We start from the raw sequence: 16,765 nt of genomic DNA on the forward strand, positions 1-16,765 counted from the left end.
AAAGAATACAGATATATTCTTTGTTGTATTATCATTTTTTTATATAGAATCAATGGCTTTCTAGATAAGCTTTATAGAATAAAAAAACTATTATAGAAGAGAAAGCAATATTGACATTAAGAGAGAATTAATAAAAAGATGAGAAATTAAATATATATTAATATGTAGACCAATTTGTTATATTTATAGGTCTATCCCAGCGGTTAAAACGCAATCCTTTGCCTGTCCTATTTCCATGTGTATCTAAAATCTCATAATACTCTTCAACTATTTGGCTACGACCGCGTTGCCATTCATTGGTGGTAGCAGCAGGATCGATTAAATAAATATCACCGACAACGGTATATAACTCACCTAAATAACGAACTTTACGTGTGGTGGTGGTGGAATAGTGAGAGAACATCACTTGGTAGGTTTTATAGTGTTCAGGTTGCCCATAAGGGCCATATTTCATCGCAATATAGCGAATTCCTTTAGTACCAACAGGACTCGTGCCACCTGGCGTTGGCATATCGGGTGTAATATTAAAAAGAGTATAACGTGAGCCAACCGTTGGTTGCCTTAGCGCTTGGCGATAACTATAGCTATCCATTCCTGAAGCTGTCCATGTTCTATCCACCAGACCATTTCCTGCCCAACAATAGCAAGATAAGGCGAGTAAAGGGAATGAAAGAGGGATAAACAAGGCTCTAGCCAACATAAATACTCCTTTTTATTACTATTATGATGCCAGAAAACTAGGGTGTTATTCCGTAAAATAACGCTATAACAGCGTGCCATTTCTGATGCTTATCCCTTTCCATTCCAAAAGGTTATTAAAAACAGAAAATAATTGATTATATTTTGGACAAAAAAACGTTTAGATAATAAAGGTGAAAAGGTGATAAATAAGACAGTGTAGAGGTAACCGTTTATGAACCCATTAACGACATTACGTGTTGCAAGCGTACAACTACAACATAAGGCTAATGATAAAGATTATAATTTAGCCAAAATACATCAGTTTATTGAGATGGCTGCCAGTGAAAAAGTGAATCTTCTAGTATTTCCTGAAATGTGTATCACGGGATACTGGCATGTCCCTAAATTACCGGCGCAACAGGTTTATGCATTAAGTGAAAAACTGGCTGATAGCGCATCATTAAAATCCATTAAACAAAAAGCACAACAGTATGCAATGGCTATTGGTGTTGGATTAATTGAACGGGATAACAATAATAATTTGTATAATACTTGGGTTGTTTGTATGCCTGATGGTTCATTACAAAAACATCGTAAATTGCATGCATTTGAACATCCGGTTATTTGTAGCGGAGATCAATACACCGTATTTGATACCCCATGGGGGATTAAAATGGGTATTTTAATTTGCTGGGATAATAATTTAGTTGAGAACGCACGGGCGACGGCGTTATTAGGGGCAGATATTTTATTGGCTCCTCATCAAACTGGCGGAACCCACTCTCGTAGTCCACACAGCATGAAACCTATTCCAATGGCGTTGTGGGAAAATCGTCAGCAAGATCCACAAGCGTTACAAGCTGCTTTTCAAGGTGAACATGGCAAAGGATGGCTAATGCGCTGGTTACCTGCTAGAGCTCACGATAATGGTATGTTTATCATCTTCAGTAATGGGGTTGGGCGTGATGAAGAAGAGGTGAGGACGGGTAATGCGATGGTTATCGATCCTTATGGACGTATTGTAAAAGAAAGCTGTGCGATAGAAGACGATATAGTCGTCACGGATATTGATTTAACGCTTTTGCCTGAATCAACAGGGAGACGCTGGTTAACGGGCAGAAGACCAGAGCTATATCAGATCCTCACCACTCGACAAGGTAATGAACAAGATCCGATTTCCGTTCGTTTTGGTAACAAGGACTAATAGAGATAATTATAAAAAGAGCATAATTATTTATCAGACAAAAGATTAACACCTAATATTAATTTTACTAATTTATTTTATGTTAGAATAATAAAAGAAACTAATATAGGTTTGATGATAAATAATGGATACACGTTTATTAAATGCTTTTGTGGTGTTAGCTGATACAGGGCACTTTGGTGAAGCCTCCAAACAGCTTTGTATTAGCCAGCCCGCATTAACTAAACAAATTAAAACGTTGGAATCACAACTGGATATCGTGTTGTTTGAGCGTGGTCGCCATGGTGCAAAGCTCACGCAAGAAGGACAATATTTACTCAATCAAGCTCAAGTGGTATTACGGGAATCCCATATTTTAGAAAAACAAGCTCGTCAATTAGTTGAGCCACAAAAAGTCTCACTTTATGCGGGATTCGGTCTGTCATCATTAAGTTTTATTACTTCACTATTGGCGAGATTTAATCAAATTGAGCCAAATATTAGCGTCAATATTGATGATATGTCTTCTCATAAAATGGAAGAAAAATTATTAATAGGTGAACTTGATGTGGCTTTTTCTCGTTTACCCGTTATGCCCCCTTTACAAGGGATAGCGTTGACACAAGAGCAACTGATGTTAGCTATTGCAACACAACATATTACGGTGTTGGAGGCAGATTATAACCCATTACATTATTTCGACTCATTAGGGCTTATTCTACTTGCTCCAGAAAAAGGGAAAAAACTGTATCAGCAGATACATGCTTTTTTACAACAGCATAAACTAGCACCGCGTTTATTACAGCAATCTCAAGATATTCAGACCCAATTAGCGCTAGTCGCGGCTGGATTAGGGATAGCATTAGTGCCTAAAAGCGCGCAATTAATTTGTGATAAACAAAGAGTCACATTGTTACCTCTATCTGGGTTATACACACAATGGAAAATTGGTGTAATTTGGAATAGTAATATTAAAAATAAAGAACGTGATCTTTTTATTAAAATAATTACTGAAAAAATTGATATTAAATAAACAATTAGCTTTCTTTATTTTTTAATATAAATATTCTATTTCAATTTTTAGTCTCTATTAAATATTAATTAGTTTTAAAATAAATAGGAATAATCAACTGAGATCACTCTCACAAAAAATAAACATAAGTTTATAAAGGTTTTATTTAAGCTTTATGATAAAAAATAATTTAAAACATTAAGTTAAATGATTTTTGTTTTGTTAAATGTATTTAATGGGAATTAGCGTGCTTTAAAAGATCTATTTACAATAAAATAAGAATGTTTAATATCAAAGGGCAGTCAACTCAAGAAAGGTACTTGCCTTGTTTTAATATTGAGTAAGAAAGAGAGAATTAAAATATCTCTCTCATGGATAATTTATTATCACTAATAAATTATGATCTTATGTAATAAATAATAAGGAAGTTATTATGAAAAAAATAAACATTTTTACGGGTACTCTATTTGTTTTATCTAGCATAAGTATGGCACAAGCAGAAATCCATTCTAATCAAAGTGGCCCTTTAACCACCATGAGTGTGGGGGCGAGTGATCCCGTGACTCGAGGCCCTCATCAATCAGCAGGTGGGGAGCCGGGTGTCGGTATTTCTAATCTATATGGAGGGAAAAAAATTGGTTTTGCGTCATTAACACCAAATAATATGAGTGGTGGGGCGGATAGCCATGGTGTTTATACAATACAACCCAATGAAAATACACCAGCTAGCCATAGTAATATGGGGGTATTTCATTTTTCACAGGTGACTGATGCTAATGTCTATTTTGGTACTTGGGCAAAAACAACCTCTGTTACAGATATCACTCATCAGTCTTATTATGTAGGTAAAGAGGTTACTAGTACGCTACCGACAGACAGTGCAACTTATACCGTAACAGGTATCAGTCAATATAGTGGTGATAATTTACTGTCTGGTACTTTTGATGTTGATTTTTCACAAAAGACAATTGGTGGTTCACTGGCTAATAACCTACGTACTGTCGAGTTAGAACGTGGCAATATTTATACCGCAAATAACCAAGTAACCTTCTCTGCAGATGCAAAAGAAGATACCACATCCGGTATTGTTGAAGGGGCTTTCTTTGGTGAAAATGCTGAAACATTGGCTGGTATTGTCGTCTTCCACACCGATCATACTAAAGATATTGGTTTTGGGGGAAGCAAAAATAGTGCTGAAGTAGATACTGCAACAGATAGCGTAACAGATAGTGCAGAAGCCTCTTAACGTTAGGTTTTAAGTTCGGAGCTTAAAAACAATTTAGTCCTTTTACATACGTGGTATTAGTGGTCATTAAGCTAGTTTTTAGCAACAGATAATCAAATATACGGTTATCTGTTTTTTTTTGCCTTAAAAAACGGATTGTAAGGAATAGATCTATTGTTATTATAAGGATAAACCATGCGTTATTATCAAAGGCTAATAAAGTCATTATTTATTATTAATATCTTATTTCATTCGTCACAGGGGGCGGCAACACAACCTAATCAAGAGCCGCTTAATAAAGAGAAGGTCGCTCAATTAGGTCAACAACTGTATCATCATTTACAGCAACAGCAGTGGTATCAAGCGGAAAAACTATTAGTTAATTATCAGCAATTACCATTACACGAAACTTTATTAGTCTATTATGCTCAAGCACTATTAGCACAGAAGAATGGTAATTTCTTACAAGCTGAATTTTATTATCAGCAGCAACTTAAGCAGCAAGCAGATTTTATTCCGGCACAAACAGGCCTAATTCAGCTATACTTTTCTCAAGGAGAATATAAAAAAGCACAATACCAGCTAAATCAATTAAGTCGTTTATCGGGATTATCACCTACCATTAATCAAGCAATTATCTATTATCAGAAACAGCTTAACGATTATTTTAAAGCTAGGCGTTTTTATCAAATCAGTTTTTTTTATGATGATAATATTAATCATGCACCTTATCTTGATGAGCAAATTGTTTCGCAATCAACACAAGTCATCATGACCAGAAAAGGCGCTCAACCTATAGCATCGATGGGGGTTAGTCATCTTTTTTCTTTCTATCAGCCCACTTTTATTTACGCTAATAATACCTTATCAGGATATTTTTCAGCACGCTATCGTGATTATTTTGCATATAAACAAGCTAATTTTACACATTTATATACTCAATTAAGTTATCAGTACCAAAAAAAGGATTATCGGTGGACTTTATCCCCCTATTATGAAATAAAATCACCTAAAAAGGCGTTTGAGTATCAATCTATTGGGGTATATACCGGGCTATTTTTCTCCATTAATAAATATCATTCTATTAATTTATCTATAAATTATTATATAAAGAAATATAATAAAGAATTAATAAACTTAAATAATCATAAGCAGCTATATGCTATTAGCTATTACTATACATTAGCAGAGAATGTTCAATTAGTTAATCAATTAAACTATTATAGTAGTCGTAAAAAAAATACTTTATTAAATTATCAGCAATATGATATAAAAACGGGTGTTTATTACTTATTACCAAAAAATTGGCATATTTCTCTTTTTTTACAATATCAATTTAAAAGTTTTAATAATTATAATCCATTATTAAATAAGAAAAGATAATGGCTTTGTTTTTACAACAACTATTAAAAATAAAGCACCTATTATCTGGGGTTTTTATCCAGCAATAGAATTAAGTTATACCCGTAGATTAAGCAATGTGGATTGGTTATATCAATATCAGCAGCATGAAGTCTTATTTAAATTAGAAAAACAATTTTAATTAATTTAATGCATGACTTCTTTACTAATTAAGTAGGTAACACAATGCATGTAGTGCTTTTTCACAAACGTACGTTAGTCTCCATGATAGTTTCACTCTCCTTATTTTCTCTCAATAGTTATTCCAAGACTAAGGATAATACAACCGATCTTGGACAAATTCAGGTTGCAGATAATTTAGAAAAAGATCAACAAGGTTATGCTCAAGTCTATGAAAAGGATGTGGCTAATATTTATTTAGGTAAAGCCCTTATTGAACGTTATCAAGGGGTATCACCTGCAGATTTATTTAAAAGCGCGATAGGTGTTTATAGTGGTGAAGCCCGTAATGGAGGAGCATTGGATCCGAATATTCGTGGTATTCAAGGCCAAGGACGTATCCCCGTTACTGTGGATGGTACTGAGCAGGCGATTACGGTTTATCGTGGTTATAGCGGTGCATCTAATCGTAACTATATTGATTCAAATTTGATAAGCAGTATCTATATAGAAAAAGGTCCTTCACTTAATCCTAATATAAAAACAGGGATTGGCGGAGGGGTTGCCATTAAAACATTAGATATACGTGATATTGTACCCATTGGTGAGTCTTTTGGCATTAATTTTAAAGGGGATATTAGTAATAATGCCACAGGCTATAAAGATATTTATACTAATATGATTGAAGAGTACCGTTATTATCCAAAATTCTATCAACAAAATGCTTATATTATCGATCCTGCATTAGAAATAACACCTAAAAAAAGTAAAATAGAAAACTTTCAAGATTATTCATTTCGCTTAGGTGTAGGATTTGATAAAGAAAAATTTAATTTACTTTTTGCATATGCAATACGTGAAAAAGGTAATTATTTTGCAGGAAAGAGAAATGTAGAAGAGTATAATAAAGTAGATGAGCAATTGCTTAATTCTGTTTATATAATGGACGGGAAAAGACATTTTGAGCCTTATTTACCTTTTATTGCTCATATTTATCGACCTGGTAATGAAGTACCAAATACATCTAATCGTAACCGCTCTTTTTTAGTAAAAGGAACTCTATTTCCACAACAAACGCATCGTTTCTCCATTAATTATCGATACACCGATTTATTATTTGGCGATATTATGCCATCACGATTAAGTTGGGTTCGTTATCAAGAAAATTTAGTTAATCAATGGCCTTTGGCAAATATTACACAACAAGCAGGCACATTAACCTATCAATATAAACCAGAAGATAAAAAAACAGATTTATTACTGCGTTTATGGGGAAATTTAACGTTAGGACATACTAATACTAGGGGAGGAAAACCAAGAGAGCCTAAAATGGTTGATTTTAGAGCTAGCAGAAATACAAGGTGGGATCCCTCTATTGATACAGGCTTTTTAGATACAGCTTCTCTATATCAAGATAATAATCGTTATGGTGTTGATTTTTCATCGTTATTTAAATTATCGCCTCAGTTTTCTATTTCTTTTTCCGGTCAATATCAATTGGAAAAATTAGACAGTCATGAGCTTGAACTTCCCATGGGTTTTGATTTCGTGACCGAGGGGCGAGCAGGGCAACGTCATGAAGTCAATTTAGCGTTAGCCACAGATTGGAAACCATTACCCTGGTTTGCGATGAATATTGGCGGTAAATATCATTACTATCATCTGACGGATACCTTTTTAAATAATAAACGGAAGAATAGGGTTAAAAATTACGAGAAAACAGCCCCTATCCGCGGTTATCTGATCTCTTATCGACGAGTATTAACCCCAGAAGAGTATTTACTCTATCGCGCGGTTAACAAAATTGATGTCGATACTTTACCTGACGAGTTAAAAAATTACCGAAATTCTGCTGAGCTGAGTAAAAAAATTAGAGACTTTCAACAAGCGGTTTTAGTTTACCCTGAAGGTGGCGCTTTGCTAGAGGAAATCAAGGAGCAGGTTGCTAGGCCATATCTTCAGAGAATACAGCATGATATGGAGCATGAAGATTTTATTCGTAATAACCATGGAAAGATGCAAATAAAAAACGCTAAAGCCATCCCGATGAAAAGAGAGTTTAGCCTTTGGTTATTTGATGAAAATGGCGTACTGCTTAAGAGTAAGAATATTTTACTTAATGGTTTTCTTGATATGGAGGAAAAAGTCCCTCATCCAGTGACGGGTGAGTTAGTTTATCGCTTTGAAAAAGATGTTATTAATCCTCAGGCATTTTCTCTATCAGAAGATATTCAAGATCCCTACGCACTGGAGCCTAGCTATCAGCATGGCGCATTTTCCCCTTTAATCTCTGCCACCCTTTATGCCAACGATATGGTGCGTTTTTATGGCCGTTATACTGAGCAATTGCGTTTGCCTAACTTATTTGAAGATACCAGTGGTTTTTCAGGCTCTAAAGCTCGCTATTATGGTTTTAAGTTAAAGCCAGAGCGTGCCAAAAGCAGTGAGTTTGGTGTGGTTGTTGATTTTACGCATTGGTTGAATATAGAGCGCCACGCTGATATTAAAATTAATTACTTTAAAACGAACATTGAAAATGTATTTGATAGAGATGCTAATTGGCAAATTAGACAGTTAGAAAAACAAATATTAGAAGGTGTAGAGTTACAAGCCCGGTTTGATAATGGATTTATTTTCTTTGATACCGCATTAGTGTATAGCCATAAAAATAAAGTCTGTGATGAAAATGCTTTTTATGAGCTTGATGCATCAGGATTATCGGGTATTAAAAACTGTATGACAGGGGGATACCCTGGCGGATTTTTGCGCACCTCAATGCAGCCTAAATACTCAGTTAACCTACATTTAGGCACGCGCTGGCTAAATGATAAATTAGAATTAGGTAGTCGCTGGCTCTATTCATCAGAAGTTGAAAATAAAGATGAGAAATGGCTTAAAGAAAATTTACCTAATAGCTATTTTGGCATAAATAATAATCCGATGCGTTGGGCAAAAGTATTTACTATTGATGCTTATGCAACTTATCAATATAGCCCCAATTTATCTTTTGAAATAACAGGAAGTAATTTATTAAATGAATATTACATTGATCCGCTGACCCGTTCTGGTATGCCGGCACCAGGAAGAAGTTTGCGATTAGGTGTAACAGCCCAATTTTAATACAAGGATAAAATAGGAGTTTTATTTATGTTGGCACTTTCTGTCAGACAGCCACTTAATATTTATTATTGGCTCATTGCGATATCATTAGTTTATATCAGTTTATTGAGTTGGGTACTTAATTCATGGTCTATGACAGAAAGTGCGCACCATATTGATCAGCAACAGCAAAATACATTATCGGTCTATCAGGTGATGTTTTCGCCACCTAAACAATCTACTACCATGATTGAACCGAGAATAAAGATCGAGTCACAACAACCACCTATTGCACTACCAAGAAGTGAGAACGGTGAATTTATTGAAGCGCCCAAACAACCCGCAAAAAAGCGTCAACAACAACCGGCCCCAATAACACCTAAAGCGATAAAACAGGTAAAAAAACAGCCAGTAGTAGACAAAACAGTACCTATAAAACTACCTGATTTAACAAATCACAACATAGTTCAAAGTACATCACAACCATCAGCAGAAAACTTAACACAGCATACCGCGAGTTCATTGGCAGGGAGCAGTCGTGCATTAAGTGAAAATGGTATTGGGCAGGGAGAGTCTGAAAATCACTATATCAGTTTATTGCGCCGAGAAATTGAGCGTCATAAGCGCTATCCTGCGCAAGCTCGTCGTATGCAAGATGAAGGGCTGGTTGTTGTGCGTTTTTCATTAACCGATGAAGGCTATATTTCATCCGTTGTACTTGAGCAGACCTCAGGGGTGGCATCTCTTGATAATGCTGCACTTGCAGCGGTAAAACGGGTAAAACCAATTGGCCCGAAACCTAATAACTTATCTGATCCTTTAACTATCTCGTTAAAATTTCAATTAAATTGAATAAAAAATACCTAAGTCAATATCACACTTAGGTATTTTATGGAAATAAAACATTAGAATAAAACAGTCATATCAGCCAACAAGGTATTAGGCTCAAAGAAATAGAGATGAAAATAGAGATTTTTTTGATCTTCTTGACTAAAAATACAAGATAAATCAATTTGGTAAGTATAAAAATAACTTTTATTATCGGAAATAGGATGATTAAGTAATGGGGTTATTTTATAAATAATATTATCTTGATCTGTGGTGAGCTTAAATTCAGCAGAACCAATAATAGTGCCTTGGGTCGCATCGCCCGTTCTTGCCACTATGGCTAACGATTGTTCCTGCGTAATTGCACACTGTAATAACAAGGTGATTTTTTGTGATAAACCTACTTTGCCAATCGGCTCTTCTGATGGTAAACAAAAATAAGCATCGTGATTTAACAAAATACAATTTTTCCCCACTAACATATCACTATAGCCATATTGAGCTTTGCTTAGTTGAGTCATAAATCCATGATTTAAATCGAGTTCATAGCTCTTTTTTGCTGTGGGTAAATGATTTTTAGTGTCAAGGGGTAAGGATGCATAACCATCATAAAAACGAAATATAGGTGCAGATTCGGTTAACCAAGCTCCTGAGTTAGCTTGACAGCTTTTTCCATTGTGACGACTTAAATAAAGATTTACGCCATTAAAGCAGTAGCCAGGAATATTAAGATACGATTTATTATCTCGATTACCTTGACCGATAGTAAAACTATTATTGTTAACATCATCAAGTACCATATATTTTAACCCTCCCCAAGGTGTGTCAGAAATATAGCGAACGGAGGGTAAAATTTGCGTTGGTGACAGATAGGCTTTCTGACTGTCTGGGGTAAAAAATGTGTCGTTTTTTATAACATCATGGCTATCTCCTGCCACGCCATTACAGCCTTCATATTGAAAACTATCTACCTCTTTTTCAGGTGTTAAGTAGTTCTGTTTTAAACGGATCACTGCATCAATATGAGAGTAGGATTCAATACTTTGTAGCATGGATGTTCTATGTAATATATCTTTTCCCATCTCAACGTAAGTCTTGTAATAACTGATTTTTGGATCATGGCTATAGTCATTTCCATAAAGCTCTAAGCTATTCCAACGAGCAAAGGGGGTTGTAAATTCAATTTCAAAACTACGTTTAACCCAAGTTTGATAGAAAGATAAACCAGAAGTATAGATACCCACTAAAAAAGTATTACATTTATTATAATCATCTTTAAAAACTTGGGAGGTCTGCTGATAAATGGCTTTATGAATATTGGCGTTAAATTTATCAATGCTGTTTCTTAATGTTTTTAGATTATTTTTGAAATAATCCTCTTCCAGAGCAAGTTTTTCTTTATTGGTTAATATATCGCAATGGGCGGCGACAAAAAGTGCGCAACAGTGGCAATAAAAGGGCAATCCTGCTGATTGTGCTAAATTTAATACTAATGGTTGTTGAGCAATAATTGTCGAAATCACATCATCAAAACGGTTAAGAACTTGTTCCCGTAAATCTCGTAGTTGTGTTTCTGAATAATGCACATTGGGGTCAAGGTAACGAGCGAGAGAATCTGAAAATAATTGATAAACGTCGCTAATACCTTCTGTGGTGAGTTTAATGATTTTTATATTGTTATCAGTGATTTTAGCATCAATAATACGAGAGACATGGGCAATAATTTGCTCAGCTAAAGAGCTATCTTTCATATTTTTATTCATGAGGCCAAAAGGTGCGGAAGTAATTTTTGAAAGTACCCCCCCAACAACAGGTATTAGACCAATGATATGACCCACGACCACTTCACCCACCATAATAGGCGCATTAAGCGGATCTTGTTGATTAAATTCATCCACAACAGTGGGTAATATATTACTGTTGCGATTAATCATATCTAACATCCCATCCTTTAAGTCCTCATATTCAATGCAGGTTAAAGGTTGAGTACAGGGGAGTGACGAAGGGCTTATTGATATTTTTAACGGATTTAAATGCATAAAAGAGACTCCTTCTCTGACGTAGTATTATTTAATTCCATTTTTCTATTAATTGAGGTGTACCTGATAAGCCGTTATAAACAGTGATAGATAATTCTGTACCACGGATTTCTACGGCTAAATAATCTCCTTTAAATAGCGCACCACTATTATAAACTGGGACATCGCCGAAGATCTCACTGCCACCATAACGGTTATCTTGACCAACATAATGGGTATGCCCAACAAATACCGCCTTTACCCCGTAATGTTCTAGCATATATTTAAAGAAGGTCAGCTCTTCTTGAGATGATTTTTCTGGGAAGTGTTGGTTTCCATCATGGAAGTTTAATATGATGGTTTTATTGCTATTTCGCGCCTGAATTAAATCTTTTTCTAACCAATCAATAGAATCTGTGACATTAATGGTTGAAGCTGACCAGTGATCGAGCACCACATGATAAGTGGGATAATTTTGTAATTGTACAAAATGAATATCACCATATTCCCAAGAGTAAGCCTTACTACCTGAATATTCGCTACTATCGTATCTAAAATTACCTGAAGTTGCATAATTACGATACTCTTCAATACGGTAGTGCATATCAAAAACCATGCCTCTTGCACAGGCATTCATACTGTAATCGGCATTACTCGGCTCTGCACAGTCACCCACATTGTTTTGATAATCGTGATTACCAAGTCCAACATAGGTATTAAATCCTAAAGGTGAAGGGGCAAACAGTGCACGAAAACTCTCACGTTGGGAGCGACGGCCAAATTCTGTTAAGTCACCATTTATAATGCCAAAAGCAAAAGATTTTTCACGGTGTAATGCTTGAATACTGTCTCTAACGCTTTTTACGGTGGTTTCCCAACGGGATTGATCATTATTGGGGTCATTATTATCTAGATCTAGACGCCAAGGTTGTGGAACTGACATGACAATAATATTGTAATCAGTAGATTGTGTTGTTGTCATCGCGATACTCCTCGTTACATTTTTATGGGTTAGCCTCCTTTTTGACCTAAATAGCCATAAACTACAATTGCAAAGTTTATTAGTGGACTGTGAGAAACATTGGAGAAAGTAGTGAAAAAGAGAAAGCGGCGCTCTAGAAATAAAACCTATAGAGTTACCGCTTTTTTATGGTGAGGTAAATTGATTAAATGGCTTTCTTCTGTGATTTATTCGCGATCCACAGTCCGCTCATTTTCATCGAGTAACCAAATAAAATACCGAGAATGAGTGAAGGGATAGTTTGTGTTAAATGACCTTGTGCGGCAAAAATAGTACATGCGCCAATAAAAGTACCCGGAATATAAGCCAGTAATGTGCTTTTAGCTTGTACGCACATTACAAAGGCAATTACACCGGTGACGGCGTAGCCAAAAATCGCACTATCATTAAACAGTTGGCTACCATAAATAATCGCTAATGCCCAAATAACACCACTCATAATAGTCGCAATCGTCACGACTAAGCCTTTAAAACCTTCTTTAGGGTAGGCGAAATAAGCCGTGCAACCTAAAAAACCAGCCCAACTTAATAAGTCAAATTGGCTAGCAACAAATGCCCAAATGGCAGAAAGAATGCCTGTTGTCAGCGCAGTAAAATAAAGCGTTCTCACGATAGACTCTTAAAAGTAGTGGGGATATTTACCCTGTTAACTAAAGGTGAAGTTTAGCATTGTCATTAGTTGATTTACTATATTTAGATCATTAAACATCATCATTTAAATAACAATTTTTTTGCTATCTGAAATCTATTTATCTATTGAAAAATAAAAAGATAAAGTAAACGATTGCTTTATTAGATTTATCGTTAAATAAAAAATAACCAAGTATGTTGTTTGATATATATTATTAATAGGTTAATTAAAATCGAGTATATAAATAATATAAGAAATAAAAATAATTAATTTATGACACTCTTTTTGAAAAAAGCATTACCTAACTTTATATCGTATATATGCAATTTTTACCTGCTATAACCGGTAAAGTGATATTTACACGCTATAGCAGGTAAATGGCTAAATGTTAGCTAATCTAACAGCGCGTGCTTTCATTCCATCTAATATTGTATTGCTAATCTCAGAAGGGAAATCCTCGGGTAATTGCTGTTTTACGCGTTGTATGACATCGTCCATTTCTTGATAAAAATAACGAAGAATATCGCTCATTAATGAAGGATCGAAACCGACAGCTTCAGCTGTTTGGTAGAAATGACGAGGAAAAATTTGTTCTATTGCGTATTTTTTGCCTCGGCTTGCTTTTAATCCCATAGCAAGTTTTGCATCTCGTGGATTAAGTCCTCGTCCTCCGAAATTGGGATAGATGGACATAATGTCATAAAGGGGAGTGAGATGGAAACGTCCTTCTTGGTTGATAAAAACAGAAAAATTCTTTGCGTGTCCATCCGTTGCAGCCAAAAGCCAAAATAGCACTTGTGCCTTCATAAAATGAAAACGATCTTGATCGGCATTTGATGAACCAAGTAAATATTTCATAATATCGATAATGCCAGGCCCTCCTTCATTTTCATATTTTAGCGCAGAAGGTATATTTAAAATTTGGCAAAAATCTTCTTGAGGTAAACGTATTATCCACGATTTATCAGATGAATATTTTCTATCAAAACGTTCTACAGCAAGCGCTTTAACATTTTTTGTTTTAATAATAGAGCAGTGGGGGACGGGAAGATCAAATTCTTTGGCAATTAAGGTACAAAGATACTCATTTTCTACACTATTGGATAAATCCATTGTATAAGAATGACTTTCAATAACACCAATTGGCAGTTTAATAATATGGGTAGTTGGTGTGTTATTATGTGGCACACACCAATGATTATCTTTTAAAAGTAATGCCGTTTTTTCTTGTGCTCCAGCGATGGAAATTCTGAAATCAGTATATTCTTTAAGCATACCGAGTGGAGTATTGGATTTATATCCTAGTAGAATTTTTTCAAGCTCAGTATCATTGAGTTTTTGATATTCTATTTTTTTGATATCCGCAGGCGTACTGCCACTAGGAAGTAACCTTAATGCACCAACAGTATCTGCACCGATAGCCGCTAATAGGTCAAAGGGTTGATTTGAGTTCGCATTATAGCGACTCACAATACGATTTCTAATTTCAGTATTATCAGGTAACAGATTATCAAAGAAATTATAGACACAGTCTCCTTGATATTCTTGAAGCTGTAATGGCATCGAAAGAGAGATGGGACGACTTCCTGGTTGATTAACCCAATCTTCAGTATATTGGAATGAATGCGCACCTGAGCTTTTTTTAGTAAAGATGCCCACATAGTATTCATTCATATATACATCAAGACTCGCCATTTACCACTCCTCTTTCCATTCACTTTTGTGTGCTAAATTATTTTTAGCATCTTTAGGATGAATTTCCATCTCTAAATTTAGTGCGGAGAGCAGTTTGAAAAAGGTTTCTAGTTTGGTGGAATTAGGATTAAGTTCAAAATTGGACACGGTATCTTGTCGGATCCCTACTTTTTGGGCGACTTTACTTTGAGACAGTTTTTTTGTTAATCGGACATCTTTTAGATGCACACTGAGTTGATAGGCATTAATTATGATCATCATCTTCTACCGGTTATAGGCGTTAATATCTAATATACCGGTTATAGCGTGTAGATCAAGATTTAATGGTTATAGCGTGTAGAGTTATAATTACCTGCTATAACCGGTAAAGTAATATTTACACGCTATAGCAGGTAAAGTTTGGTCGTTACTTCCCAATACAGAAACTAGAGAAAATTCGCCCTAATAAATCATCTGATGTAAATTCACCAGTAATTTCGCTTAATGCTTGTTGAGCAAGTCTTAACTCTTCTGCTAATAGCTCACCTGACTTGGCATAAACCAATTGCTGATAGCCTTGTTGTAGGTGTTCAGCGGCTGTGTTTAATGCTTGTAAATGACGACGGCGCGCTAAGAAGCCCCCTTCAGTATTGCTGTTAAAGCCCATGGCTTCTTTAAGGTGTGAGCGTAGTAATTCAATGCCCATTCCATCACGGGCAGATAAACGGATCATCGGATAGTCACCTTGCGAGGTGATCTCGGCAGGTTCACCCGTTAAATCTGATTTATTGCGAATAACGGTGACCGGCAGTGTGCTAGGTAAACGAGCCATAAACTCAGGCCAGATCTCTTCCGGTGTCGTCGCCTCGGTGGTGGTACTATCAACCATAAAGAGGACTCTATCTGCTTGCTCAATCTCTTGCCATGCACGCTCGATACCAATACGTTCTACTTCGTCACTGGCTTCACGTAAACCTGCTGTATCGATAATATGTAATGGCATACCATCAATATGGATATGTTCGCGTAATACATCTCGTGTCGTACCCGCTATATCGGTGACAATGGCTGCTTCTCTTCCCGCTAATGCATTTAATAAGCTTGATTTACCGGCATTAGGGCGCCCGGCAATGACGACTTTCATTCCTTCACGTAATAGGCTGCCTTGGCGCGCTTGCGCACGAACATCGTCTAATTGACTGATAACCGTATTGAGTTTGCCCTCAATCACCCCGTCAGAAAGAAAGTCTATCTCTTCATCAGGGAAATCAATAGCCGCTTCAACATAGATACGCAAATTGGTTAAGGACTCGACCATCTCATTAATATGAGAGGAGAAAGCACCTTGTAAAGAGTTAATCGCAGAGCGTGCCGCTTGCTCTGAACTGGCATCAATTAAATCGGCAATTGCTTCAGCTTGCGCTAAATCGAGTTTATCGTTTAAGAAGGCTCGCTCTGAGAACTCACCGGGCTTAGCAATACGGATACCGGGAATTTGTAGAATACGCTTTAAGAGTAAGTCGAGAATAATTGGGCCACCATGGCCTTGTAGTTCTAAAACATCTTCACCCGTAAAAGAGTTAGGATTAGGGAAGAAAAGGGCGATACCCTGATCAAGCACTGAGTTATCTTCATTGCGAAAAGGAAGATAGTCGGCATAACGTGGCTTAGGTACTTTGCCTAAAATAGTTTGTGCCACAACAGCTGCTTTAGGGCCAGAAACGCGTAGGATACCAACACCGCCTCTTCCAGGAGGTGTGGCCTGAGCGACGATAGTATCAGTGCTATGCATGGTGAACTCGCTTAATCAGAATAATCATTAATCGTATAAAAATAAAAAAACAGAAGGCGGCCTATTAGACCGCCTTCACT

General features: G+C 36.0%; 14 protein-coding genes. 7 read left to right on the forward strand and 7 right to left on the reverse strand.

Annotated elements, in window-relative coordinates; genetic code table 11:
- Nucleotides 1-157 precede the first annotated feature (157 nt).
- Nucleotides 158-700 carry a flagellar biogenesis regulator UmoA gene (umoA, locus tag ACYUCW_RS03250; RefSeq protein ID WP_004246526.1) on the reverse strand — a complete coding sequence of 181 codons (543 nt, stop codon included), beginning with the start codon at nucleotides 698-700 and terminating at the stop codon, nucleotides 158-160.
- Nucleotides 701-913: 213 nt separating this feature from the next.
- On the opposite strand from umoA, the gene ACYUCW_RS03255 reads away from it, so the two are divergent.
- The 7 genes from ACYUCW_RS03255 (at nucleotide 914) to ACYUCW_RS03285 (ending at nucleotide 9,573) form a co-directional block, all read left to right on the forward strand.
- Nucleotides 914-1,885, forward strand: coding sequence for a nitrilase family protein (locus ACYUCW_RS03255; protein ID WP_004249780.1), 972 nt, complete (start codon nucleotides 914-916; stop codon nucleotides 1,883-1,885).
- 124 nt (nucleotides 1,886-2,009) lie between these two features.
- The gene (locus ACYUCW_RS03260) at nucleotides 2,010-2,897 is read left to right on the forward strand and encodes a LysR family transcriptional regulator (RefSeq protein WP_004249779.1); all 888 of its coding nucleotides are present in this window, start codon (nucleotides 2,010-2,012) and stop codon (nucleotides 2,895-2,897) included.
- Nucleotides 2,898-3,309: 412 nt separating this feature from the next.
- Nucleotides 3,310-4,122, forward strand: a complete 813-nt coding sequence (locus ACYUCW_RS03265) for a Slam-dependent surface lipoprotein (RefSeq protein WP_004249778.1) — start codon at nucleotides 3,310-3,312, stop codon at nucleotides 4,120-4,122.
- Nucleotides 4,123-4,296: 174 nt separating this feature from the next.
- Complete coding sequence (locus ACYUCW_RS03270) at nucleotides 4,297-5,484, forward strand: tetratricopeptide repeat protein (protein WP_460408204.1); 1,188 nt, start codon at nucleotides 4,297-4,299, stop codon at nucleotides 5,482-5,484.
- 43 nt (nucleotides 5,485-5,527) lie between these two features.
- Nucleotides 5,528-5,644: a surface lipoprotein assembly modifier gene (locus tag ACYUCW_RS03275; protein ID WP_245217709.1), complete on the forward strand. Its 117-nt coding sequence runs from the start codon at nucleotides 5,528-5,530 to the stop codon at nucleotides 5,642-5,644.
- A 44-nt stretch (nucleotides 5,645-5,688) separates the two neighbouring features.
- A complete protein-coding gene (locus tag ACYUCW_RS03280) occupies nucleotides 5,689-8,742 on the forward strand; it encodes a TonB-dependent receptor domain-containing protein (RefSeq protein ID WP_004249776.1) in 3,054 nt (1,017 codons plus the stop codon).
- A gap of 27 nt (nucleotides 8,743-8,769) precedes the next feature.
- Nucleotides 8,770-9,573 (forward strand): energy transducer TonB family protein, encoded by an 804-nt coding sequence (locus ACYUCW_RS03285; protein WP_004249775.1) that lies wholly within the window; start codon nucleotides 8,770-8,772, stop codon nucleotides 9,571-9,573.
- A 53-nt stretch (nucleotides 9,574-9,626) separates the two neighbouring features.
- Here ACYUCW_RS03285 and ACYUCW_RS03290 read toward each other — a convergent pair whose 3' ends face one another.
- The 6 genes from ACYUCW_RS03290 to mnmE form a co-directional block, all read right to left on the reverse strand.
- Entirely contained in the window at nucleotides 9,627-11,588 is a 1,962-nt protein-coding gene (locus ACYUCW_RS03290; protein WP_460408205.1) for an insecticidal delta-endotoxin Cry8Ea1 family protein, read from the reverse strand.
- Between the two features lie 31 nt (nucleotides 11,589-11,619).
- Nucleotides 11,620-12,549 carry a metallophosphoesterase gene (locus ACYUCW_RS03295; RefSeq protein ID WP_460408206.1) on the reverse strand — a complete coding sequence of 310 codons (930 nt, stop codon included), beginning with the start codon at nucleotides 12,547-12,549 and terminating at the stop codon, nucleotides 11,620-11,622.
- Between the two features lie 184 nt (nucleotides 12,550-12,733).
- Nucleotides 12,734-13,198, reverse strand: a complete 465-nt coding sequence (locus ACYUCW_RS03300; RefSeq protein ID WP_004249773.1) for a DUF1097 domain-containing protein — start codon at nucleotides 13,196-13,198, stop codon at nucleotides 12,734-12,736.
- A gap of 402 nt (nucleotides 13,199-13,600) precedes the next feature.
- Nucleotides 13,601-14,914 (reverse strand): type II toxin-antitoxin system HipA family toxin, encoded by a 1,314-nt coding sequence (locus ACYUCW_RS03305; protein ID WP_004249772.1) that lies wholly within the window; start codon nucleotides 14,912-14,914, stop codon nucleotides 13,601-13,603.
- Nucleotides 14,915-15,172, reverse strand: coding sequence for a helix-turn-helix domain-containing protein (locus ACYUCW_RS03310; protein WP_004249771.1), 258 nt, complete (start codon nucleotides 15,170-15,172; stop codon nucleotides 14,915-14,917). It abuts the gene before it with no gap.
- A gap of 148 nt (nucleotides 15,173-15,320) precedes the next feature.
- Entirely contained in the window at nucleotides 15,321-16,685 is a 1,365-nt protein-coding gene (gene mnmE, locus ACYUCW_RS03315) for a tRNA uridine-5-carboxymethylaminomethyl(34) synthesis GTPase MnmE (protein ID WP_004246513.1), read from the reverse strand.
- Nucleotides 16,686-16,765: the final 80 nt, after the last annotated feature.

The organism is Proteus sp. MB838 (assembly GCF_054767435.1).